Source organism: Pseudarthrobacter defluvii, assembly GCF_030323865.1.
Lineage (GTDB): Bacteria > Actinomycetota > Actinomycetes > Actinomycetales > Micrococcaceae > Arthrobacter > Arthrobacter sedimenti.
Genome location: NZ_CP066362.1, coordinates 2,376,360 through 2,398,345, shown reverse-complemented (window position 1 = coordinate 2,398,345; position 21,986 = coordinate 2,376,360). Strand labels below are relative to the sequence as shown.

Annotated in this window: 21 protein-coding genes, 2 tRNA genes, 1 other RNA gene and 1 pseudogene; 15 read left to right on the top strand and 10 right to left on the bottom strand. The window is 65.0% G+C overall.

Annotated features, from left to right (window positions below):
* Positions 1-44: 44 nt before the first annotated feature.
* Complete coding sequence (gene aceE / locus JCQ34_RS11095) at positions 45-2,786, bottom strand: pyruvate dehydrogenase (acetyl-transferring), homodimeric type (RefSeq protein ID WP_286397581.1); 2,742 nt, start codon at positions 2,784-2,786, stop codon at positions 45-47.
* Between the two features lie 426 nt (positions 2,787-3,212).
* Between aceE and JCQ34_RS11090 the strand changes: the two genes are divergently transcribed.
* The 5 genes from JCQ34_RS11090 (at position 3,213) to JCQ34_RS11070 (ending at position 5,613) form a co-directional block, all read left to right on the top strand.
* Positions 3,213-3,632, top strand: a complete 420-nt coding sequence (locus JCQ34_RS11090) for a DUF3052 domain-containing protein (protein WP_142133578.1) — start codon at positions 3,213-3,215, stop codon at positions 3,630-3,632.
* Positions 3,629-4,123, top strand: a complete 495-nt coding sequence (locus JCQ34_RS11085; RefSeq protein ID WP_286397580.1) for a peroxiredoxin — start codon at positions 3,629-3,631, stop codon at positions 4,121-4,123. The genes JCQ34_RS11090 and JCQ34_RS11085 overlap by 4 nt, the downstream gene beginning before the upstream one ends.
* A 6-nt stretch (positions 4,124-4,129) precedes the next feature.
* Positions 4,130-5,050, top strand: a complete 921-nt coding sequence (locus JCQ34_RS11080) for an NAD-dependent protein deacetylase (protein ID WP_286397579.1) — start codon at positions 4,130-4,132, stop codon at positions 5,048-5,050.
* Positions 5,051-5,144: 94 nt separating this feature from the next.
* Positions 5,145-5,220: transfer RNA gene (locus tag JCQ34_RS11075), tRNA-Val, on the top strand.
* A 102-nt stretch (positions 5,221-5,322) separates the two neighbouring features.
* Positions 5,323-5,613, top strand: a complete 291-nt coding sequence (locus JCQ34_RS11070) for a hypothetical protein (protein ID WP_286397578.1) — start codon at positions 5,323-5,325, stop codon at positions 5,611-5,613.
* A 201-nt stretch (positions 5,614-5,814) separates the two neighbouring features.
* Here JCQ34_RS11070 and JCQ34_RS11065 read toward each other — a convergent pair whose 3' ends face one another.
* A complete protein-coding gene (locus JCQ34_RS11065) occupies positions 5,815-6,540 on the bottom strand; it encodes a FadR/GntR family transcriptional regulator (RefSeq protein ID WP_286397577.1) in 726 nt (241 codons plus the stop codon).
* Positions 6,541-6,740: 200 nt separating this feature from the next.
* Here JCQ34_RS11065 and gndA point away from each other — a divergent pair, with 200 nt between their 5' ends.
* Both gndA and JCQ34_RS11055 read left to right on the top strand, forming a co-directional pair.
* The gene (gene gndA / locus JCQ34_RS11060) at positions 6,741-8,177 is read left to right on the top strand and encodes an NADP-dependent phosphogluconate dehydrogenase (RefSeq protein WP_286397576.1); all 1,437 of its coding nucleotides are present in this window, start codon (positions 6,741-6,743) and stop codon (positions 8,175-8,177) included.
* A gap of 126 nt (positions 8,178-8,303) precedes the next feature.
* Positions 8,304-9,137 (top strand): oxidoreductase, encoded by an 834-nt coding sequence (locus tag JCQ34_RS11055; RefSeq protein WP_286397575.1) that lies wholly within the window; start codon positions 8,304-8,306, stop codon positions 9,135-9,137.
* 35 nt (positions 9,138-9,172) lie between these two features.
* Here the strand turns inward: JCQ34_RS11055 and epsC are convergent, their stop codons facing one another.
* The 3 genes from epsC to msrA all read right to left on the bottom strand — a co-directional run bounded on the left by epsC (position 9,173) and on the right by msrA (position 11,322).
* Positions 9,173-9,757: a serine O-acetyltransferase EpsC gene (epsC, locus tag JCQ34_RS11050; protein ID WP_188572525.1), complete on the bottom strand. Its 585-nt coding sequence runs from the start codon at positions 9,755-9,757 to the stop codon at positions 9,173-9,175.
* Between the two features lie 39 nt (positions 9,758-9,796).
* Entirely contained in the window at positions 9,797-10,732 is a 936-nt protein-coding gene (gene cysK / locus JCQ34_RS11045; RefSeq protein WP_286397573.1) for a cysteine synthase A, read from the bottom strand.
* Between the two features lie 65 nt (positions 10,733-10,797).
* Positions 10,798-11,322 (bottom strand): peptide-methionine (S)-S-oxide reductase MsrA, encoded by a 525-nt coding sequence (gene msrA, locus JCQ34_RS11040; RefSeq protein WP_286397571.1) that lies wholly within the window; start codon positions 11,320-11,322, stop codon positions 10,798-10,800.
* A gap of 101 nt (positions 11,323-11,423) precedes the next feature.
* Between msrA and JCQ34_RS11035 the strand changes: the two genes are divergently transcribed.
* Both JCQ34_RS11035 and JCQ34_RS11030 read left to right on the top strand, forming a co-directional pair.
* A complete protein-coding gene (locus JCQ34_RS11035) occupies positions 11,424-12,347 on the top strand; it encodes a Nif3-like dinuclear metal center hexameric protein (RefSeq protein WP_286397569.1) in 924 nt (307 codons plus the stop codon).
* Between the two features lie 102 nt (positions 12,348-12,449).
* Positions 12,450-13,187 carry a zinc ribbon domain-containing protein gene (locus JCQ34_RS11030; protein WP_286397567.1) on the top strand — a complete coding sequence of 246 codons (738 nt, stop codon included), beginning with the start codon at positions 12,450-12,452 and terminating at the stop codon, positions 13,185-13,187.
* A 25-nt stretch (positions 13,188-13,212) separates the two neighbouring features.
* Here JCQ34_RS11030 and JCQ34_RS11025 read toward each other — a convergent pair whose 3' ends face one another.
* On the bottom strand, positions 13,213-13,977 hold the full coding sequence (locus JCQ34_RS11025; RefSeq protein ID WP_286397566.1) for a YaaA family protein: 765 nt from the start codon (positions 13,975-13,977) through the stop codon (positions 13,213-13,215).
* A gap of 56 nt (positions 13,978-14,033) precedes the next feature.
* On the opposite strand from JCQ34_RS11025, the gene rnpB reads away from it, so the two are divergent.
* The 5 genes from rnpB to JCQ34_RS11000 all read left to right on the top strand — a co-directional run bounded on the left by rnpB (position 14,034) and on the right by JCQ34_RS11000 (position 17,954).
* Positions 14,034-14,420, top strand: an RNA gene (gene rnpB / locus JCQ34_RS11020) — RNase P RNA component class A.
* A gap of 44 nt (positions 14,421-14,464) precedes the next feature.
* Complete coding sequence (locus tag JCQ34_RS11015; RefSeq protein ID WP_286397565.1) at positions 14,465-14,998, top strand: TspO/MBR family protein; 534 nt, start codon at positions 14,465-14,467, stop codon at positions 14,996-14,998.
* Between the two features lie 254 nt (positions 14,999-15,252).
* The gene (locus JCQ34_RS11010) at positions 15,253-16,731 is read left to right on the top strand and encodes a glyceraldehyde-3-phosphate dehydrogenase (RefSeq protein WP_286397563.1); all 1,479 of its coding nucleotides are present in this window, start codon (positions 15,253-15,255) and stop codon (positions 16,729-16,731) included.
* A gap of 73 nt (positions 16,732-16,804) precedes the next feature.
* Positions 16,805-17,014 carry a hypothetical protein gene (locus JCQ34_RS11005; protein ID WP_142133590.1) on the top strand — a complete coding sequence of 70 codons (210 nt, stop codon included), beginning with the start codon at positions 16,805-16,807 and terminating at the stop codon, positions 17,012-17,014.
* Positions 17,015-17,138: 124 nt separating this feature from the next.
* Positions 17,139-17,954, top strand: a complete 816-nt coding sequence (locus tag JCQ34_RS11000; protein ID WP_286397561.1) for a GmrSD restriction endonuclease domain-containing protein — start codon at positions 17,139-17,141, stop codon at positions 17,952-17,954.
* Between the two features lie 60 nt (positions 17,955-18,014).
* Here the strand turns inward: JCQ34_RS11000 and def are convergent, their stop codons facing one another.
* The 3 genes from def to orn all read right to left on the bottom strand — a co-directional run bounded on the left by def (position 18,015) and on the right by orn (position 19,549).
* Positions 18,015-18,587, bottom strand: a complete 573-nt coding sequence (gene def / locus JCQ34_RS10995; RefSeq protein WP_142133592.1) for a peptide deformylase — start codon at positions 18,585-18,587, stop codon at positions 18,015-18,017.
* A gap of 130 nt (positions 18,588-18,717) precedes the next feature.
* Positions 18,718-18,790 (bottom strand) — tRNA-His (locus tag JCQ34_RS10990).
* A gap of 129 nt (positions 18,791-18,919) precedes the next feature.
* Complete coding sequence (orn, locus tag JCQ34_RS10985; RefSeq protein WP_286397558.1) at positions 18,920-19,549, bottom strand: oligoribonuclease; 630 nt, start codon at positions 19,547-19,549, stop codon at positions 18,920-18,922.
* Positions 19,550-19,704: 155 nt separating this feature from the next.
* Here orn and mptB point away from each other — a divergent pair, with 155 nt between their 5' ends.
* Positions 19,705-21,261 carry a polyprenol phosphomannose-dependent alpha 1,6 mannosyltransferase MptB gene (mptB, locus tag JCQ34_RS10980; protein WP_376976996.1) on the top strand — a complete coding sequence of 519 codons (1,557 nt, stop codon included), beginning with the start codon at positions 19,705-19,707 and terminating at the stop codon, positions 21,259-21,261.
* Between the two features lie 10 nt (positions 21,262-21,271).
* Here the strand turns inward: mptB and JCQ34_RS10975 are convergent.
* Positions 21,272-21,952, bottom strand: a pseudogene (locus JCQ34_RS10975) (DNA alkylation repair protein); the annotation flags it as partial.
* Positions 21,953-21,986 lie beyond the last annotated feature (34 nt).

Sequence of the window (21,986 nt, the reverse complement as noted above, 5' to 3'; positions counted from 1 at the left end):
GGGCCGCCGTCGTTCGTTTCTGGTACCGCTGTCCAGCCGGAGGGCTAGGCTTCGCCTCCGGCGTTGCCGGTGGTGCCGGCGTTGACGTTGAGCAGCTTGTACTTCTCGATCGCCTTCACCGGTGCGTCGACATCCACCTCACCGCGGCGCGCCAGCATTTCAAGGGCACGGACCACCACGGAGTGGGTGTCGTTTTTGAAGTAGCGGCGGGCTGCTGCGCGGGTGTCGGAGAAGCCGAAGCCGTCGGCGCCGAGGGTGGCGTATTCGTTGGGGACGAATTGCCGGATCTGGTCCGGGACGGCCTTCATGTAGTCGGACACGGCGACGATGGGGCCGGTGGCTCCTTCGAGTTGCTGGGTGACGAAGGGGACGCGGGTGGGTTGGCCGGGGTTGAGGAAGGCTTCCTCTTCGGCGGCGAGGCCGTCGCGGCGCAGTTCGTTCCAGGAGGTCACGGACCAGACGTCGGCGGAGACGTTCCAGTCATCGGCCAGCACGCGCTGGGCTTCGAGGGCCCAGGGCACGGAGACGCCGGAGGCGAGGATCTGGGTGCGGGGACCGTCGATCTTTGCCGGAGCGAGCAGGTAGATGCCCTTGATGACGCCTTCGACGTCGAGGTTCTCGGGTTCTGCGGGCTGGATGATGGGTTCGTTGTACACGGTGAGGTAGTACATGACGTTCTTGTCCGTGGAGTTCTCCCCGTACATCCGTTCCAGGCCGGAGCGGACGATGTGTCCGATCTCGTAGCCATAGGCGGGGTCGTAGGTGAGGACGGCGGGGTTGGTGGAGGCCAGCAGGGGGGAGTGGCCGTCGGCGTGCTGGAGGCCTTCGCCGGTGAGGGTGGTCCGTCCTGCGGTGGCGCCGATGATGAAGCCGCGGGTCATTTGGTCCGCGGCGGCCCAGAAGGCGTCGCCGGTGCGCTGGAAGCCGAACATGGAGTAGAACACGTAGACCGGGACCAGGGGGATGCCGTGGGTGGCGTAGGAGGTTCCGGCGGCGGTGAACGCTGCCACGGCGCCGGCTTCGTTGATCCCGGGGTGGATCAGCTGGCCCGCGGGGGATTCCTTGTACGCCAGGACCAGGTCACGGTCCACCGACAAGTAGTTCTGGCCCTTGGGGTTGTAGATCTTCGCCGTGGGGAAGAACGCATCCATGCCGAAGGTGCGGGCTTCGTCGGGGATGATCGGGGCGATGTGCTTACCGAAGTTCTTGTCCCGCATCAGGTCCTTGAGGAGCCGGACGAACGCCATGGTGGTGGCGGCCATCTGCTTGCCGGAACCGCGCTTGGCAACCTCGTAGGACTTCGCCTCGGGCAGCACGATTTCGGCGTGGGTGTTGCGGCGCTCCGGGACTGATCCGCCCAGCGCGGCGCGGCGCTCCATCATGTACTTGATTTCCGGGGCGTCGTTACCGGGGTGGTAGTACGGCGGCCGGTATGAGTCCTTCTCCAGCTGCTCGTCGGTGACGGGGATCCGGAGGTGGTCGCGGAATTTCTTCAGGTCATCCAGAGTGAGTTTCTTCATCTGGTGGGTGGCGTTGCGGCCTTCGAAGTGGGGGCCGAGGCCGTAGCCCTTGACGGTGTGGGCGAGGATGACGGTGGGTTTGCCCTTGAATTCGGTGGCTGCTTTGTAGGCGGCGTAGACCTTGCGGTAGTCGTGGCCGCCGCGTTTGAGGTTCCAGATCTGGTCGTCGGTGAGGTCCGCGACGAGGTCCTTGGTCTGCGGGGTTTTGCCGAAGAAGTGTTCGCGGACGAACCCGCCGGATTCGGCCTTGTAGGTCTGGTAGTCCCCGTCGACGGTTTCGTTCATGATTTTCACCAGGGAACCGTCGGTGTCGCGGGTGAGCAGGTCATCCCATTCCCGGCCCCAGACGACCTTGATCACGTTCCAGCCCGCGCCGCGGAAGAACGCTTCGAGTTCCTGCATGATCTTGCCGTTGCCCCGCACCGGACCGTCCAGGCGCTGGAGGTTGCAGTTGATCACGAAGTTCAGGTTGTCCAGGTTCTCGTTCGCGGCGAGCTGGAGCAGGCCTCGGGATTCGGGTTCGTCCATTTCCCCGTCGCCCAGGAACGCCCAGACCTGCTGGTCGGAGGTGTCTTTCAGGCCCCGGTTGTGCAGGTAGCGGTTGTTCTGGGCCTGGTAGATCGCGTTCATCGGCCCGATGCCCATGGACACGGTGGGGAATTCCCAGAAGTGCGGCATCAGGCGCGGGTGCGGGTAGGAGGACAGGGCGTGGCCCTGGCGGGACTTTTCCTGCCGGAACCCGTCCAGGTCCTCCTCGGAGAGCCGGCCTTCCATGAACGCCCGGGCGTACATGCCGGGGGAGGCGTGGCCCTGGAAGAAGACCTGGTCCCCGCCGCCGGGGTGGTCCTTGCCGCGGAAGAAGTGGTTGAACCCGACCTCGTACAGGGTCGCGGCCCCGGCGTAGGTGGAGATGTGCCCGCCGACGCCGATATCGGGCCGCTGCGCCCGGTGCACCATGACCGCGGCGTTCCACCGCATGTACGCCCGGTAGCGGCGCTCGTACTCCTCGTTGCCCGGGAACTCGGCTTCCTGGTCCACCGGGATCGTGTTCACGTAATCGGTGGTGGTCACCATCGGCACACCCACGCTCTGCGCACCCGCGCGCTGCAGCAGGCTCCGCATGATGTATTGGGCACGCTCGGTGCCCTGTTCCCTGATCAACGCATCCAGGGACTCAACCCACTCGGCAGTCTCTTCCGGATCACGATCAGGCAGCTGGTTAGTCAACCCGCTGAGGATATGGGAGGTATCTTCTCCTGCAGCCACGTCCAACCTCTCTTTGCGCGCATGAATCGGCGCACTCAGGCCAGGCAGGGTGACTGCCCGGCGTATATACGCCGTGTGCGACGTATCGGTTACAACAGCCCGGTCATGTGTGCCGGGCAGCTTCCTAGCGCTCCTATGTCTGCACGGAGTCACACGGTTGTCGTCCCGCAGGCATAGTTGTCACCAGCCACTCTAGCCCTGACGGCAAGCCGATGCGTAGCTGCGGCCCGGGTGCTCCAGTTGTATTTCGTTCGTCATACTGTTTGTGTGGCGAAAAGCCCCTGCGACGGGGTTGTTGCCGCGGGATGTGACGCAAAATATGCGCAATCCCGGGGGCGGCAGCTTGAAGCACAGGCGCAAAGGGTGTTGGCTGGGAGTAATGGAAATCACTATGCACACCGCATATATGAGGTATTGGAGGAACACGTGAGCGAGGCCGACGCCGCCACTTCGGTAAATGTGGCGGAAAAATTGGGTTTCAAAAACGGGGATCTGATTCAGGAGTTCGGTTACGACGACGATGTCGATTTCGACTTGCGTGACGATATTGAGGACCTCACCGGCTCCGAGATGCTGGACGAGGACGACCATGAAGTGGCGGACGCCGTCATCCTCTGGTGGCGCGACGGCGACGGGGACCTGGTGGACAGCCTGGTGGATTCCCTCACCACCCTGAGCGAAAACGGCGTTGTCTGGGTCCTCACCCCCAAATCCGGCAGGGACGGCTACGTCTCGCCCGCAGACATCCAGGAAGCCGCACCAACCGCCGGCCTGCATGTCACCACCTCCGCCGGAGTTTCGAAGGACTGGAGCGCCACGCGCCTGGTCAGCAGGAAGAACAAGTGACGGCAGCGGTTGAGGCCGCTTCTGCAGCTGTCCCTGCGCTGGGAGCAACGGCGCCTGACTTCGAGCTCGCCAACCAGTATGGCGAGCCCGTGCGGTTGTCATCCTTCCGCGGGCAAAACGTGGCGCTCGTTTTCTATCCCTTTGCGTTCTCCGGCATCTGCACCGGAGAACTGTGTGAAATACGGGACAACCTGGGCATGTTCAAGGACTCGAACGCAGTGGTCCTGGCAGTGTCCGTTGACAGCAAGTTCAGTCTCCGGGCCTATGCTGCGCAAGAAGGCTACGAGTTCGACCTCCTCGCCGACTTTTGGCCGCATGGCGCGGTGGCCACGGACTACGGAGTGTTCGACGCCGGCAGCGGCATGGCCAAAAGGGCCACCTTCATCATCGATTCCGAAGGCAAAGTCCGCTACAGCGTGGTGAATCCGCGCGGCCAGGCGCGCGACTTCAACGAGTACCGCACCGCCTTGGCGGACTTGAAGCGGGCCTGACCCGCCATGCCTGGGCAGCGGCGGGGGACGGGTCTTACCGGCTTTGCCAGCATGCCGCCGGTGCCCCCTGGACCGCCATCCGGGGAGGAACTGGAGGTGTTTGTTCGGATCCGCGACCTGCTCGCCGGCGCCCCGTTCGCGCTGCTGACGGGTGCCGGGCTCAGTACCGACTCCGGCATCCCGGATTACCGTGGTCCGGACTCGCCGCCCCGGTCGCCCATGACCTACCAGGAATTCGTCCGCCACGCAGACAACCGGCGGCGTTACTGGGCCAGGAACCACATCGGATGGTCGCACATGCGGCACGCGGGCCCCAACCAGGGCCACTACTCCGCCGCCGAACTGGAACGGCGCGGCTACCTCACCGGCCTGATCACCCAGAATGTTGACCGGCTGCACCAGGACGCGGGCAGCTCCAACGTCGTCGATCTCCATGGCAGGTATGACCAGGTAATCTGCCTTGACTGCGGGCGTACCTACTCGCGGCGGCTCCTCGCTGGTGTTTTCGAGGAACTGAACCCTGATTTCCTGGAACGGGCTGCAGCCACCGGCCTGGTGGAAATGGCGCCGGACGCCGACGCCACCGTGGAAGACCAGGCCCTCATTGACAGCTTTGTGGTGGCAGTCTGCCCAGCCTGCGGCGGAACCCTGAAGCCCGACTTCGTCTACTTTGGGGAAAACGTCCCCAAGGACCGGGTTGAACGCTCTTACGCCATGGTGGATCAGGCGGCTGCCCTGTTGGTTGCCGGTTCTTCCCTAACGGTGATGAGCGGCCTGCGGTTCGTCAGGCATGCAGCCAAGGAGGACAAGCCCGTGGTCATCATCAACCGGGGTGCCACCCGGGGCGACGACAAGGCAACCATCAAGCTGGAGGCGGGGGTCAGCCAGGCGCTGCAATACCTTGCCGCTGAACTTCCCTCCCTTTAGGGAGCACTTCCGTCCCGATTCGCGTTTCGTGCCTCCAGTCCGGTAGAGTCTATGTTCGTTGGTTGCGGCGGAATGGCCGGAATCAATGCGTTTCGGGTCTTTAGCTCAGCTGGTAGAGCGCCACGTTTACACCGTGGATGTCATCGGTTCGATCCCGGTAGGACCCACCATTCAAACCCCGTTGTTCCGCCACCTGGCGGGGCAGCGGGGTTTTTTTCGTTCCGGTTCTCCTGCCGCGCGCCATTGTCTGACCCCTGCCATAGGTTGCAGCAATGGAACACGTCATAGTGCACACAGACAGCAACGGAATGCCGACGTCGGTGCTGAGCAGGGGCAGGGAATGGGCCGTGGGTGCCGAGCCGGTCAGATGGTTTGAGCGCATCAACTGGTGGGAAACCAGCCGCCGGATGCCAAAGGGCAGCGGCGGCGTGGACGTTGAGGTCCTGCAGCTGCAGGTCAGGCTGGGAAACAACAGCAGGTCAGCCCTGGCCACCATGTACCTGCAGCGCGACGGCATGGGAGGCGGGTGGCGGCTGAGGGAATCCGCAGCAGGAGCAGCCTGAGGGCGGGACTGCCATCCGGGTTGGCTGCGGGCATTGGAAAACCCTCCACCGCGACTATTGGGGGATGCCGCGGGGGAGGGCCTGTGATGAATATACCGTGAACTGCCGGAAACAAAAAGCCGCCGCGATTCATGACACCAGGCGGGGCCGTTTGGGGTTAGTGGTTGGGGCGGAGCATTGGCTGCGGCAGCCTGTGCCGCCTCATTGCCGGACGGGGATGAACACCCGTGGCTGCTGCGTCCAGGTATCGGCCATCTGGGACATTGTGCGCCGCATGATCCGGTCGGACGCTTCGCGGGCGGCTGCGGCATCGCCCCTGGCAATCGCCTCCGCCACGTCCTCATGCCACTGCAGCGCGGCCTGGTGTGGGTGGTCCGGCATCAGGCCATGGACAGTACGGCCCGTCAACGTTTCGGCAACCTGACCCATGAGGTTGGCGAACATCTCGTTGCCCGAACCCGACAGCAGCAGCGAGTGGAACCGGATATCCAGTTCCAGGAAGCGGGCAACCTCCCCATTGTTCCCGGCCTCCCGCATCTCGCGGGCAACATCCACGAGCTCCATCCGCAACGGCGCCGGGGCGTTCTGTGCTGCCAGTTCGGCAGCCGCCGGTTCCACCGCGGCCCGCAGTTCCGCAAGGGAGCGCAACTGCGCACCGCGGGCGTCGCTGGCCAGCCGCCACCGAATCACCTGCGGGTCGAAGGGATTCCAGCGGCTGGCCGGCAACACCCGAATGCCTACCCGCTTGGTGGTTTCCACCAGCCCCAGCGACTGCAGGACCCTGACGGCTTCCCGGATTACCGAGCGGGAAACCTTCAGTTCATCCTCGAGTTGCTCGGCGAGCATGACGTGGCCGGCAGGGAGGTCCCCCGAGATAATCCGGGTGCCAAGGTTTTCGATGGCACGGTGGTGGAGGCTGCTGGTCATGCTGCTAAGCCTAGTTGTTGCCGGCCTGCCGCCTGTCAGCCCCCTGAATCCGGCTGCGACACAATGGGTTCCATGACGCGGACGTTACTTTCGCGTCACCGCCAGAATATATATGCTTTATTCCGACCCCCTGATCTGCCCCGGTGACTTCCCGCCTGTGGAAGCCGGCAGCCGAGGCGAACAATGAATTGGAGTTATTGATGTCTGCACACATCGGTGTCACCGGCCTCGCCGTCATGGGCGCCAACCTGGCCCGTAACCTGGCCCGCAACGGGTTCACGGTTGCCCTGCACAACAGGTCGGTGGAGAAGACGGACGCGCTGCTGGAAAAGCACGGTTCGGAGGGTGACTTCATCCGGACCGAGACCCTGCAGGAACTGGTTGACTCCCTGGAGAAGCCCCGCCGCGTGCTCATCATGGTCAAGGCCGGCAAGCCCGTGGACTCCGTCATCGAGCAGCTGGAGCCGCTTCTGGAGCCGGGCGACATCATCATCGACGCCGGCAACTCCCACTACGAGGACACCCGCCGACGGGAAGCGGCGTTGGCCAAGAAGGACCTGCACTTCGTGGGCGTCGGCGTGTCCGGCGGCGAGGAGGGCGCACTGAACGGCCCGTCCATCATGCCCGGCGGCTCCAAGGAGTCCTACAAGGCCCTTGGCCCGCTGCTGGAAAAGATCTCCGCAAAGGTCGACGGCGAGCCCTGCTGCGCGTGGATCGGCACCGACGGTGCGGGGCACTTCGTCAAAATGGTCCACAACGGCATTGAGTACGCCGACATGCAGGTCATCGGCGAGGCCTTCGACCTGCTGCGTTCCGGTGCCGGCATCGAGCCAGCCGAGCAGGCAAAGATCTTCTCCGACTGGAACAAGGGCGAGCTGTCCTCCTTCCTGATCGAGATCTCCGCTGAGGTCCTGGGCCACGTGGACGCCAAGACCGGCAAGCCGTTCGTCGACGTCGTCGTTGATGCCGCCGGCCAGAAGGGCACCGGCCGCTGGACCGTTATCTCTGCACTGGAACTTGGCTCGCCGGTGTCCGGCATCGCCGAATCCGTATTCGCCCGCGCCCTCTCCTCCCAGGCCGCACAGCGCAAGCTGGGCCAGGAACTGCTGGCGGGCAACGAGGCCACCGTCGAGATCCCGGAGACGTTCGTCGAGGACGTCCGCCAGGCCCTCTACGCCTCCAAGCTGGTCTCCTACGCCCAGGGACTGGACATGCTGACCTCCGCCGCCAAGGAGTACGGCTGGGACCTGAAGCTGGACGAAATCGCGTCACTGTGGCGCGCAGGCTGCATAATCCGCGCCGAACTCCTCAAGGACATCACCAAGGCCTACGCCGCTGATGAGAAGCCTGCCAACCTGCTGTTCGCCCCGGCGTTCACCAAGGCCATTGCCGATGCACTGCCGGCCTGGCGCCGCGTCGTTGCCACGGCCGTCCAGCTCGGCATCCCGGTTCCGGTGTTCTCCTCTTCGCTCGCCTACTACGACGGCCTGCGCCGCAAGCGCGTAGCCGCCGCCCTCATCCAGGGCCAGCGTGACCTGTTCGGTGCCCACACCTACGGGCGAATCGACACCGAAGGCACCTTCCACACCCTGTGGGGCGAGGACAAGTCCGAGGTTGAAGCGGTGGACACGCACTAGTCTGCACCGTTTCCGGCCCGGCGGCCGGCGCTACCCGATACTCTGGGGGCGCCGGCCGCTGGTGTTTCCGGCCGGACTCCGCACTGCCTGTCCGTCCCGTAGCACCGACCCCGAGGAGTCCCGCCCATGAGCCAGCCCGTCGTCTTTGTCACCGGTGCGTCCACAGGAATCGGCTTTGAGGCCGCAAGGAGGCTCGCGGCCCACGGCTTTACGGTCTACGCCGGCGCCCGCCGGGTGGAGAAAATGGAGCCGCTCAGGGCTGACGGCGTCCGGATCCTGCCGCTGGATGTGACCGATGACGCCTCAATGGGTGCGGCGGTGGGGGAGATCCTTGCAGCCCACGGCAGGATCGACGTGTTGGTCAACAACGCCGGTTACGGGTCCTATGGCTCGCTGGAGGAAGTGGCGCTTGCCGAGGGCCGGCGGCAGTTCGAGGTCAACCTTTTCGGGCTGGCCCGGATGACGCAGCTCGTGCTGCCGGCCATGCGTGCCGCCGGCAGGGGCCGGATCATCAATATCTCTTCGATCGGCGGAAAGATGTACGAGCCGCTGGGCGCCTGGTACCACGCCACGAAGTTCGCTGTGGAGGGTCTCAGCGATTCGCTCCGGGTGGAGGTCAAGCCCCACGGCATCGACGTCTCCATCATCGAACCGGGCGGCACCCAGTCTGAATGGGGCGCCATCTCGGCCGAGGGCCTGTTGGCCAATTCGGGTTCGGGTCCATATGCGGCGCAGGCCAAGGTGGTGGCAGCCGCGCTGGCCTCCACTGACGGTTCGGCAATGTCCTCGCATCCAGAAGTCATTGCGGAGGCGATCGTCCACGCTGCCAGCTCGAAGCGGCCAAGGACCCGGTACCCGGTGGGCAGGGGCGCCCGGGCCATCCTGCTGCTGCGCCGGCTGCTGCCGGACCGTGCCTTCGATGTCGTTCTGTGGACTATCTACCGGCGTTTCCCCGGCTAGCGGACGAAGCCAGGGCCACGCCCGGACTGCGTCCGCTAGATCCGGTACTCGATGTCGTACTCGGCCGGGTCCACTGCGGGCTTGGTTTCCCGCTGCGCATCCCGGTGCCGCCACTTGGCGGGGACGCCGGTGACGATCGATTCCGGCGGCGCGTCCTTGACCACAACTGCGTTGGCGCCCACGGCACTGTCACGGCCGATGGTGATGGGCCCCAGGACCTTTGCTCCCGCACCGATGGTGACCCGGTCCCCGATCGTGGGGTGCCGCTTGATCCTGGCCAGGGAGCGCCCGCCGAGCGTAACTCCGTGGTAGATCATCACGTCCTCGCCGATCTCGGCGGTCTCGCCAATGACCACGCCCATGCCGTGGTCAATAAAGAACCGCCGGCCGATCGTGGCGCCGGGATGAATTTCGATTCCGGTCCAGGAGCGCCCCAGCTGGGACAGGAGCCGTGCCGGGAAACGCAGGGCCGGGTTCTGCCACATGCGGTGGGTCAGCCGGTGGATCCAGATGGCGTGCAGGCCGGAATAGGCGAAAAAGTTCTCAAAAGAACCTCGAGCCGCCGGGTCGTGGGACCGGGCGGCGTCGAGGTCTTCCTTCAGTCTTGCGAAAAAGCCCACAAAGTTCTTTCTACAGGAAACGGGCGGACAGCGGACTGATCAGCCGCGGATGTCGTCATAGAGCACGGTGGAGATGTAACGCTCACCGAAGTCGCACACGACCGCCACAATCAGCTTGCCGGCATTCTCCGGCCGCTTGGCCAGCTCCAGGGCCGCCCAGACGATGGCGCCCGAGGAGATACCTCCGAGGATGCCTTCCTTGACGCCCAGTTCGCGGGCCACGCGGACAGAATCCTCAAGGGTTGCGTCGATAACCTCGTCGTAGACGTTGGTGTCCAGCAGTTCCGGGATGAAGTTGGCGCCCAGGCCCTGGATCTTGTGCGGGCCGGGGGCGCCGCCGTTCAGGATGGGGGAGTCCTTGGGTTCCACGGCAACGATCTGCACGCCGGGCTTGCGCTCCTTCAGGACCTGTCCCACACCGGTGATGGTTCCGCCGGTGCCGATGCCGGCAACGAAAATGTCCACGGCGCCGTCGGTGTCGGCCCAGACTTCCTCGGCAGTGGTCTTGCGGTGGATTTCCGGGTTGGCTTCGTTGGCGAACTGCTGGGCCCAGATGGAGTTCTCGGTGTTGGCCACGATCTCCTGGGCCTTTTCGACGGCACCGCGCATGCCCTCGGAGCCCGGGGTGAGGACGATCTCGGCACCGAAGGCGCGCAGCATGACCCGGCGTTCGGTGGACATGGTCTCGGGCATGGTCAGGATGACCTTGTATCCGCGGGCTGCACCCACCATGGCAAGGGCGATGCCGGTGTTGCCCGACGTGCCTTCGACGATGGTGCCGCCGGGCTTCAGGGCGCCCGACTTTTCCGCGGCGTCGATGATGGCAACGCCGATACGGTCCTTGACGCTGTTGGCCGGGTTGTAGAACTCCAGCTTCACGGCAACGGTGGCATCCAGCCCCTCGCTGAGCCGGTTCAACCGAACCAGCGGGGTCCCGCCGACCAGTTGCGTCACATCGTCATAGATCCGTGCCATGTACATACGCCTATCTCTAAGGGGTGGATACTGAGGTCAGCCTAACGAGGCCTTGTGAAGGGTGGCTAAGCGTTAAGCCATGCAGAGTAATATTTCCGCGCCTTGGCCAGCTTAGGGTTGATGATCACCTGGCAGTACCCTTGCTCGGGGTGTTTGGCGTAGTAATTCTGGTGGAATTCCTCGGCCACATGGAAACGGGGCAGGCGGCTGACTTCGGTGACGATGGGATGCGGCCACAGCGCCTGGTTGCGTTCGATCGCTTCCTCGAACAGGATCTTCTCCTCATCGGTTTCGTAAAACATCGAGGAACGGTACTGGGTGCCCACGTCGTATCCCTGGCGGTTCAGCGTAGTGGGGTCGTGCAGGGCGAAGAACATGTCAAGGACAACCTCGGCCGGGATGACCTCCTCATCGAAGGTCACCGCCACAACCTCTGCGTGGCCCGTGGTTCCGCTGCAGACCGAATAGTAGTCAGGCTCGGGATCGTGGCCGCCGGTGTAGCCCGATACCACCGATTCCACACCCCTGGTCTTCTGGTAGACGGCGTCGAGGCACCAGAAGCAGCCTCCGCCAAGAACAAAAGTTTTCATGACCTCTTCAATGGTTGGCGGCGCCGGATCATTCCCCGGGCGTTCTGCGGCGCCTGCCGCAAACTGCGGCGGCAGGAAGCCGATGGGGTAAAACTAAGACTATGGAACCTGTGGACACCGACGTTACCGGCCAGGCAGATCACGACGGCGAAGCCTCGTCCGACACGCCGGCTCCGGCCGGTTCCGCCGACGCCCCCACCTTGGCTGAGCTGCTCCTGGCAGTGGAGGAGCTGTGGCCGGAATCGCTCGCTGAAGGCTGGGACGAGGTGGGGCTTGTGGCAGGACACCCGTCCTCGCCCGTGTCCAAGGTGATGTTCGCCGTGGATCCCACGCTCGAAGTCATCGAGGAAGCCGTTGACTGGGGAGCGGAACTGCTGATCACCCACCACCCGCTGCTGCTGAAGGGCGTCACATCCGTGGCTGCCACGTCGGCCAAGGGCCGGGCAGTCCACCGGCTCATCGAATCGGGGACGGCACTGCTGACGGTGCACACCAACGGGGACTCCGCCGTCGGAGGTGTGTCCGACGTCCTGGCCGATGCCCTGGGCCTCCAGGACGCCGTCCCGCTCACCGTCGCCGCAAATGGGTTGCCGGAAGAAGGCATCGGACGGGTGGGCGACCTGGCGGAGGCGATGAGCCTGGGCGACTTCGCGGCACGCGTTTACGGGATTCTTCCGTCCGTCGCCGGGGGAGTGCGAGTCTCCGGAGACAAGGACGGACTGGTGCGGCGCATCGCGGTGTGCGGCGGCGCCGGGGACTCGCTGTTCACGGAAGTTCGGGCCAGCAACGCCGACGTCTACGTGACCGCCGACCTTCGCCACCACCCGGCATCGGAGGCGCGCGAGGCTGCCCTGAACGGGCGGCCCTACCTGGTTGACGTTTCGCATTTCGCCAGCGAATGGCTCTGGCTGCCTGCCGCGGCAGCTGCCCTGGGCAACGTCCTGGCGGACCAGGGCCACGACGTGGAGATCCGTGTGAGCACCACCAACACCGACCCCTGGGACTTTATTCTGACCCCCGGCTGAACTCCCGGCCGGGCGAGGCGGGGGAGCAGGCCACGCGCTAGAGTCTAGGAAGCGCCGGTTCGGTGCCCGGCTGCGGCCGGAAGGGATCTAGCGGAGGTAACAGTGGCCAAGGCAGCACCGGCGGAACAGTTGAAGTTGCTCGAACTGCAAGGGCTCGACGCCCGGCTGAAGGGCCTCGCCAACCGCCGCCGCACGCTCGAGAACGATCCCCGCATCAAGGATCTCGAGGCCGCCCTCACCGTTGCCAACGGTGAATTGGGCGCAGCCAAGGTGGCCGTGCACGACGCCGAGGCAGAGCTGAAAAGGGCCGAGGCCGACGTCGAACAGGTTGCTTCGCGCATCCAACGCGACGAGGCGCGGCTCAACAGCGGCACAGGCCTGTCCAAGGACCTGGTGGCATTGCAAAAGGACATCGTGTCGCTGAACAAGCGGCGCTCGGACCTCGAAGACGCGGAGCTCGAAGTCATGGAGCGGCTCGAATCGCTGCGGGAGCGCCAGGCGGCCCAGCAGCAGATCGTCGATGACATCCAGGGATCCTTTGGCACCATCCGCGCCGAACTTGATGCAGCTCTCGCCGAGGTGGAAACCGAAGCCGCAGGGATCCGCTCCCAGCGCACCGATTTCGCCGCAGGTTTGGACGCAACCATGCTGGCCGTCTACGAAAAGACCTTGGCAAAACGCGGCGTGGGCGCGGCGAGGCTCTTCCATGGCACCTCGGAAGCCTCCGGCATGAAGCTCAGCCCCGGGGACCTCGCCGAGATCAAGGCTGCAGCTGCCGACGAGATCGTCTTTTGCCCGGACTCCGGCGCCATCCTGGTCCGCTCCGACGAGTGGTCCTGACCTGACCTCGGGACTGCCCGGCAGATCAGCCCGGCAGGATGATGTTCAGGGCATGCGGTTTGCGGGCGGTGCCCGGCACCAGTTCGGCGTTCCACTTTTCTCTGGCAGCCCTTAAGAGGTCCGACGGCGCGGCCGGGGCTTTTCCACGGCGCACCAGCAGGTGCCGCGCCAGTTCGCCGCGGGTGTGCTTGGCAAAGTGGCTCACCACTTTTCGCACACCGTCCGTCTCGGTGAAGACGTTCACGGAGACGGTATGTTCCGGCGGCGGAGCCCAGGCGGCGGCGTAGGTGCTTGAGCGGCAGTCAACCAGCAGGTGCCCCCGGACCGCCGCGCCCAGGGTATCGCCCAACTGCGCCTTCCAGAACGGAGCCAGCCGGCCGACGTCGGGCAAGGCCGTCCCCATGGACAAGCGGTAGGCGGGAACGCTGTCGCCAAAGCGCAGGGCTCCCCACAGCGCAGAGACCACCAAGACGGACTCATCGGCCTTGCGGCGCTGGGCCGGCGTCAAGGTCCGGTAGCCCAGGGCGTCGTACAGGACACCGGAATAGATGCTGTGTGCCGGCGCCGCCGGTTCGGCGTGCAGGCGCGTGTTGCGTTCGACGTCGTCACGCAATGATGCGCCCACCCCCAGCAAGGCGAGGGCATCCTGGTGCGCGCTGACCGTCCCCAATGCCTCAAGGACCTTGGCGCGGTACGGGTTGAGCTCCGGAAAGCCCAGGGCGGACCAGTCGACGGCGGAACCCCTTCGAGCGGGCGTCTTGCCTTCGGAGGGGGGAAGCAGAATCAGCACCGTCCGATCCTACCGGCGACGAAGGCGGCCGGCGGCGCCGGTAGACTGGATGCGGATGGGACAGCCAGACGGCCGCGCGCCACGCAAGTGGCTCGAGGAACGTCCGGGCTCCACAGGGCAGGGTGGTGGGTAACGCCCACTCGGGGTAACCCGCAGGCCAGTGCCACAGAGAACAGACCGCCTGCATTCCGGCTTTGGCCGGAAGGGCAGGTAAGGGTGAAACGGTGGTGTAAGAGACCACCAGCTTCCCGGGTGACCGGGAAGGCTAGGTAAACCCCACCCGGAGCAAGGCCAGACAGGACACGTTCGAGGGCTGCCCGCCCGAGTGTCCGGGTAGGCCGCTGGAGGGTGCCGGCAACGGTACTCGTAGATGGATGGCCGTCGCTCCCGTTTCCGGTAACGGAAGGGGAGAACAGAACCCGGCGTACCGGCTGTCCCATCCGCAAACCGCGTTTGACCACGGGCAACGCGTCGGGGATGCTGAACCGTGCCCGTAATTCCTGAACCCCGCCCCGCACTCGCCGCGGGCGTTCCCGGCGCCCGTTCCCAAGGCATTGCGCTCGCCGGTTTCCTGGGCCTCTCCGCCCTGGCCTGGGTCCTCGCCTCGGTGCCGATCATCCTCAACTCCAATGGCTGGTACGCAACGTCGCTGAAAGCGCCGTGGATGCCGCCGTCGTGGATGTTCCGGACCACCTGGATGGTGCTGTATGCCGGCGTGGCCGTAGCTGCCTGGCTGGTCTGGCGCAAGGGCGGACTCACCGGAGGCACCCTCGTTGGCTATGCAGCGCAGCTGCTGCTCAACACCATGTGGCCGGTGGCCTTCTTCGCGCTGTACCCAATGCTCGGAGCGGTGGCCCTGTGGTCTGCCTTTGCGGTCATCTGTGCCCTCACCGCAACCCTGGGGTTTCTCATCCTGAAGTTCGGACCGGTGGACGCAGCCGCCGGGTACCTGGTACTGCCGTACTTTTCCTGGCTGGTGTTTTCCGCCAGCCTGAACCTGTACTCGGCCATCCACAATTAAGCGCTGCCGGCCGGATAGCTGTGTGAGTGATTTCACGCAGTGCAAGCGTGTTCCCCGTAGCAGTCCAAATTAGAATTGATCCCGGACGCAGGAGTTCTACCGCCGAAAGTTGCGTTCGCAGCCGGCGGTTTTTCTTTGCACGCGATCCAGGTGCCTGGGGGAAATCCCTGCAGGTGCCGGTGCCCCTGGACATCATCAGGTGGCCTACATCCGTGTACGAGGACGTGCACGGCTGAACCGAGGAAGGTATTTCTGTGAGCCAGACGTCTGATTCTTGTCTTGATACGTGGATGGGCCGGGAGGCCCTTGCCGAGGCCATGATCCCGGTCATCGGCAGGCTGTACCGTGAAAACAACGTGGTGACCAGCATCCACGGCCGGAGCCTGATCAACAAGTCCACCATGAACATCCTCAAGGCACACCGCTTTGCGCGCCGGATGGCCAAGGACGAACTGCTCCTGGAGGAGACCGCACCGCTGTTGAACACCCTGGCCGGGCTCGAGCTGGGAGCGGCTGCGATCGACATCGCCCGGCTGAACCAGAAGTTCAAGGAAGAGGGCAACGGCGCCACCCTTGAAGAGTTCCTGCGGGCCGAACTGGCCGAGATCGTCGGCAAGCGGGGCGGCGACGACCGCACCAGCACCGACGTCGTGCTCTACGGCTTTGGCCGCATCGGACGGCTCCTGGCACGCCTCCTCATCGAAAAGGCCGGTGGCGGCCATGGCCTGCGCCTGCGCGCCATCGTGGTTCGCCGCGGTTCCGACAACGACCTCTCCAAGCGCGCCAGCCTGCTGCGCCGCGACTCCGTCCACGGCTCCTTCGAGGGCACCATCCGGATCGACGAGGAAGCCAACACCATCACGGCCAACGGCGTCCGGATCCAGGTCATCTACTCGAACGACCCCGCCACCATCGACTACACGGCCTACGGCATCAACAACGCCCTGGTGGTGGACAACACCGGCCGCTGGCGCGATGCCGAGGGGCTCGGCCAGCACCTGCAGAGCAAGGGCGTTGCCCGGGTCCTGCTGACCGCTCCCGGCAAGGGGGAACTGAAGAACATCGTCCACGGCATCAACCACCGGGACATCACCGATTCGGACAGGATCGTCTCCGCGGCGTCCTGCACCACCAACGCCATCACCCCGGTCCTGAAGGCCATCAACGACAAGTTCGGCGTGGTCCACGGCCACGTGGAGACCGTCCACTCCTTCACCAACGACCAGAACCTGATCGACAACTTCCACAAGGGCGACCGCCGCGGCCGTTCCGCAGCGCTGAACATGGTTATCACCGAAACCGGCGCCGCCAAGGCTGTGGCCAAGGCCCTGCCCGAGCTCCTGGGCAAGCTCACCGGAAGCTCCATCCGTGTCCCCACCCCGGACGTGTCACTGGCCATCCTGAACCTCACCCTCGAGAACGGCACCACCAAGGACGAGGTCAACAACTACCTGCGCGAGATGTCGCTGCACTCGGACCTGCGCAAGCAGATCGACTACATCGACTCGCCCGAGGTCGTCTCCACCGACTTCGTCGGTTCACGCCGCGCCGGCATCGTGGACGGCCTGGCCACCGTGTCCACGGACAAGAACCTGGTCCTCTACGTCTGGTACGACAACGAGTTCGGCTACAGCTGCCAGGTGGTCCGGGTCATGGAGGAGATGGCAGGCGTGAACCCGCCGTCGTTCCCCGCCAAGGAAAGCGCCGCCGCGCTGGCCGCGATCGCTGTCTAACGAGTCCGTCACGTCCTGCGAATTCCCGGCTGGTTCTCTGGAATCAGTCGGGAATCGGGACCACACTGGTGGCATGGACAACGAATCGACTCTTCAGCACGAAACCACCCTCGAACACGCCTTGGACGTAGCCAAGGCCAACCATAAGGAAGCCGTCCGGCTGCTGGAACGGGCCCGCGCCGGGCAGAAGACCGGCGATGTTTCCGACGAGCGGGTACGCCAGTTGGAGGGACTGCTGGCCATCGCCGAGGAGGACCTCCGGAGGGTGACCAGGGAGCAGTAGCCCGCCGGGGCCGCCGGCCGTGTGACCCATCACTCGTCCTCAACAGTGTGGATATCGCCGGCCGTAACTTGCCATTGTCCTAGGCTCTTGGGGTGCCTGACTTTTCCATCCCGGCGTCCACCCCATGACCGTCACCTGGTCCTCCTACCGGCGGGCACGCCGCCGTTCCCGGCAGGCCTGGGCGCTGCTTATCACGGTGGCTGCCGCCATTCTGGCGGCGCTTTTCTGGTTCTTCACCGCCGGCCAGTTCGCCGCGGCCGGTCCTGCGCAGCAGGGACCAACGGAGGCACCCGTCTTCGACGCCGCCTGGATGAAACCGGTGCAGGAGCCCAATCCCATCCCCGCCGGGACCGCTGTCTCGGCGCTGGAGGGCCTTGCCGTGAAGGGCCGGGCACCGAACACCGATTACAGCCGGGAGGCCTTCGGCCAGGCCTGGCTTGATGTTGACCGGAACGGCTGCGACACCCGCAACGACATCCTGCGCAGGGACCTCGCTGATGTGGTCTTCGCCGAAGGATCCAGGTGCAAAGTAACGGCCGGCCACTTTCGCGAACCCTACACCGGCCAGGACCTGGACTTCCGCCGCGGCTCCGACAGCAGCCGCGCGGTCCAGATCGACCATGTGGTTGCACTCGGCGATGCGTGGCAAAAGGGAGCCCAGGGGCTGGGACCGAAGGAGCGCCAAAGCCTGGCCAATGATCCCCTGAACCTCATCGCCGCCGACGGCGCTGCCAACCAGCAAAAAAGCGCGGGGGATGCTGCCACCTGGCTGCCGAAAAACACGGCCATCCGCTGCCATTATGTTGCGCGCCAAATTTCGGTGAAGGCTGCTTATGGGCTCTGGGTGACGGCGGCTGAAAAGGACGCCATGAAACGGGTCCTCGCCTCCTGCCCGCAGCAGCAGACCATCAGGGTCCAGCAGGCCGCCACTGCCCGCTGAGCAACGCCCTGTCCAAGGGGCATGGGCCTTTGCGTCTCAGTGGAAAGGGGTCCTTAGGCCTCAATGTCCGAACGGGTCGGGATCCACGCCAGGCATCCACGTCAGTCCGGGTACGCCCCACCCGTTCTTCTTGGCCTGCTTCATGGCCTTCCGGGAATAGCGGTCCATCAGGCGGTTGACGTACAGCTTGCCGTCCAGGTGGTCGTATTCGTGCTGGATGACCCTGGCGAACCAGCCCGTCGCCTCAAACTTCACCGGGTTCCCGTCCCCGTCAAAGCCTTCCACCCGTGCCCACTCCGCCCGTTTAAGCGGATACTGCTCGCCGGGGAAGGACAGGCAGCCCTCTTCCTCCTCGTCGGGGTCGGGAGCGGCACCGGAGACCTTGGACAGGGTCAGGACGGGATTGACGACGACGCCGGTTGGGGGAGCGCCGTCGTCGTTGGCGTACTTGTACACGAAGATCCGCTTGCCGACGCCGATCTGCGGGGCGGCAAGGCCCACGCCGTTGGCGGCATCGTTTGTTTCGAACATGTCGGCAATAAGGGTGCGCAGTTCGTCGTCGAAAACCTCCACCTCACTGGCGCGCCGGTGCAGGACAGGTTCGCCCCAGATAGTGATCGGCAGAACAGTCATATCAGTAGTCCTTCGGCTTCGCGGTGTCCCCGGCTGCAGTGCACGTGCCCGGTGGGGCACAACAAAGGAGGCCGCACCGGATATCCGGTGCGGCCTCCTTTGTCGACGGCTGCATGTGCCGCCCCGTGAGGGTGAGCGACGGGGGTTGAACCCGCGACCTCCTGGACCACAACCAGGCGCTCTGCCAACTGAGCTACGCCCACCATGTGCCTCAGGGGATGTCCGCCGTAGCGGCTCCCCGGAAACGCAACTCAAATAGCTTACCTGCTCGGAAGGGGTGCTTTGTCCACTTTCTGCGATTTGGGGCAAAATTCATCGAAACGTGGCGCAGATTACTCCGCGGGCTGCCCTGTCGCGTCTCCGTTGACGATCCCCTGGGCGATCCTCTGGGCCGTGGCGCTGTCCGGTCCGGGCGCGGGAACGAAGACCGCTTCGCGGTAGTACCGCAGCTCGTCGATGGAGTCCTTGATGTCTCCGAGCGCACGATGGCCACCCTTTTTTGCGGGCGACTGGAAGTAGGCCCTGGCGTACCAGCGGCGCGACAACTCCTTGATGGTGCTGACGTCGATTACGCGGTAGTGCAGGTGCTCCACCACGGCCGGCATGTCCCGTGACAGGAACACGCGGTCAGTTCCCACGGAGTTGCCGCCCAATGGTGCTTTCCGCGGATCCGGAACCCAGGCGGAGATGTACTCCATCACGGCGGCCTCCGCTTCTGCCATGGTCCTGCCGTGCCGGAGTTCCGCCAGCAGCCCGGACTTGGTGTGCATGTCCCGAACAAAATCGGACATTTGCGCCACCGCGGCATCGTCGGGTTTGATCACCACGTCCACGCCGTCACCCAGGATGTTCAATTCCGAATCGGTGACCAGGGCTGCCACCTCAATGAGGGCGTCATTCTTGATGTCCAGACCGGTCATTTCACAGTCGATCCAGACGATTCGTTCGTTAGATATAGGCACCGGACCAGCCTACCGTTACACTTCCGGACGCCCTGCCGATGCTAGGATTTCGGGTACGCGGCGGGTCGCCCTTCGGCCCTGCACCATGTCCCGGCCCGGCCCGCATGGCCTGCCGGGCGAACAGCGGAAACGCAAGAAGATTGGACGATCCTGAGATGACGGCGCCTGTGCCCATAACGGGGGAGATGGCGGCGGCCGGCATTGCCCGGGAGGGCAAAGCCGAGGTGGACAATCCGCGCTCACCCCTGCTTGCCGGTTTCGTGGGCTCCATGTTCATGCTGGCCGGATCCATAGGCGTCGGCTGGCTGGCCCCTGTCTCGGAACTCCGCCGCATGCCCCTCTTCATCTGGATGCGTACCGAAGCCCCGGGCGTGGCGCTGTCCATCATCCTGGTGGCCGTAGGCGGGATGCTCCTGGTGCGCGCGTGGCTGCGGCTCGGCCAGAAGGTCCGCGTGTGGGGCAACCAGGCGCGGAAGGCAACCCTGGCCGCTGTGGTGGCCTGGGGACTTCCGATGATGTTCAGCGTGCCGCTGTTCAGCCGCGACGTTTACGCCTATATCGGGCAGGGACGCCTCATGGTGGAGGGGTTCAACCCGTACGAAAACGGCATCTCCGCCTTGTCCAACTACTTCCAGCTCGGCGCAGACAAGATGTGGACTGAAGCGCCTGTTCCCTACGGCCAGCTGTTCCTGTGGATCGAGCAGTTCGTCGTCTGGGTCACCAATGTCCAGCCGGAGGCCTGCGTCATGCTTTTCCGGCTGGTGGCGCTGGCCGGCGTGGTGCTGTGTGTCATCTATGTCCCCCGGCTCGCCGAACTGCACGGCGTCAACCCGCATCGGGCCCTCTGGCTCACTGTGGCCAACCCGCTCTTCCTGACCAACTTCATCGCCAGCGTCCATAACGACTCCCTGATGATCGGGCTGGCACTGGCCGGGCTGTACTACTCAGCCACGCGGCGGCAGCTCCGCGGCATTCTGCTGGTGACCCTGTCCATTGCGGTGAAGCCCATCACCATTGTCTTCCTGCCGTTCATTGGACTGTTGTGGGCGGGCAAGAAGGCCGGGTGGCTGCGGAAGGTGGCTTTCTGGGCGTTGACGGCAGGACTCAGCCTGGGGCTCCTGACCGCGATGAGCATGGTGAACGGGTTCGGTTTCGGGTGGATCAACGGGCTGTCCGCCCCGGGCAGCATCTCCATCTGGTACGCCCCGGTGGGTTTGATCGGCCAAGTGGTGGGGTCGCTGGCGACTGCCTTGGGCTTTGACGGGTCGGTGCCTGCCGGATGGGTGTTCGACGCCGGGAAGCTGCTTGCCGTGGGCATCATCGCCTGGCAAATCTTCAAGGGGGACTACGACCGGCTGATGCGCCGCCTGACGCTTTCCCTGGCCGCAGTGGTCCTGCTGGCCCCCATCATCCAGTCCTGGTACGTCGTCTGGCTGATACCGCTCTTCGCCGTCACGGGCATCCGCAATGACTGGCAGGTCAAGGCACTGTACTTTGTGGTTTCGTTCTTCATGATCTACGCCATCTCGGACCAGCTGGACGTCTTCCCGTACCTCCAGACCCAGGACCTGGGCTTCGCGCTGGCCCTGGCCCGCATAGCAGCGGCGCTGACGGCCCTCCTGTTTGCCTTGTACCTGATCTTCTGGGATCCCGGCACCCGCCGGCTGTTCCGCAAGACGCACGAGCCCGTCGTCGAACGCCCGGTCATCTAGCAGCCTGCAGCTACTGCCGTGCGCCGGCCCTCAGCCGGCGCAGGGCTTCCTTCCGCGACAGCGGGCTCATCTCCGCGCTGTGCCGGGCGACAAATCCCTCCACCCACTCCGGCGCCGTCTTGGCGTACTCGCGCAGCGCCCAGCCGATCGCCTTCCTGATGAAGAACTCCCTGTCTGCGAGGTTCGGCTCAATGACAGCCGCGAGCAGCTCCGGATCGGTGGTCTTTTTGGCCCGCAGCTGCGAGGTGATGGCGGCCCTGCGGATCCATAAGTCCGGATCCCGGCACCATTGCCGGAGCACTTTGGACATCTCCCCGGGGTGCGCCGACAGCAGGCCGCAGATCCGGCCGGAGACACCGTCGGCGAAATCCCACCATCCGCCGGTCCGGATGATCTCCTCGTAGACCGGCAGCATGTCCAGGTCCCCAGCCAGTACCCGGTGTGCCGTCAGATCAATCGCGGCGTAGCGTTCCTCCCGGAAGGTGGAACTGCGCCACAGCTCCAGGACTGTGGCACGCAGCTGTCCGGCAGACGCCGGTGGAAACTCACGGGCAGCCCACCCGGCGATGTGCCGCACTTCCGGAACCAGCACACCCAGGGAGGGCAGCGAGGACTTCATATACGCCTGGGCGCCTGCGGCCCGTGCCGGGTCGGCGAGCTCCCGGAGTGCGCCACGGACGGCGGCAACAAGGTCCTAGTCAGCGGCCGTTTCCATGTGCGCCACT

Coding starts and splice junctions, on each gene's coding strand:
- JCQ34_RS11000 (WP_286397561.1), top strand. CDS start 17,139: ATGACCGTCACCTGGTCCTCCTACCGGCGGGCACGCCGCCGTTCCCGG.
- JCQ34_RS11080 (WP_286397579.1), top strand. CDS start 4,130: ATGCCTGGGCAGCGGCGGGGGACGGGTCTTACCGGCTTTGCCAGCATG.
- gndA (WP_286397576.1), top strand. CDS start 6,741: ATGTCTGCACACATCGGTGTCACCGGCCTCGCCGTCATGGGCGCCAAC.
- JCQ34_RS11070 (WP_286397578.1), top strand. CDS start 5,323: ATGGAACACGTCATAGTGCACACAGACAGCAACGGAATGCCGACGTCG.
- mptB (WP_376976996.1), top strand. CDS start 19,705: ATGACGGCGCCTGTGCCCATAACGGGGGAGATGGCGGCGGCCGGCATT.
- def (WP_142133592.1), bottom strand. CDS start 18,587: ATGACTGTTCTGCCGATCACTATCTGGGGCGAACCTGTCCTGCACCGG.
- JCQ34_RS11065 (WP_286397577.1), bottom strand. CDS start 6,540: ATGACCAGCAGCCTCCACCACCGTGCCATCGAAAACCTTGGCACCCGG.
- msrA (WP_286397571.1), bottom strand. CDS start 11,322: ATGAAAACTTTTGTTCTTGGCGGAGGCTGCTTCTGGTGCCTCGACGCC.
- cysK (WP_286397573.1), bottom strand. CDS start 10,732: ATGGCACGGATCTATGACGATGTGACGCAACTGGTCGGCGGGACCCCG.
- JCQ34_RS11055 (WP_286397575.1), top strand. CDS start 8,304: ATGAGCCAGCCCGTCGTCTTTGTCACCGGTGCGTCCACAGGAATCGGC.
- JCQ34_RS11035 (WP_286397569.1), top strand. CDS start 11,424: ATGGAACCTGTGGACACCGACGTTACCGGCCAGGCAGATCACGACGGC.
- JCQ34_RS11005 (WP_142133590.1), top strand. CDS start 16,805: ATGGACAACGAATCGACTCTTCAGCACGAAACCACCCTCGAACACGCC.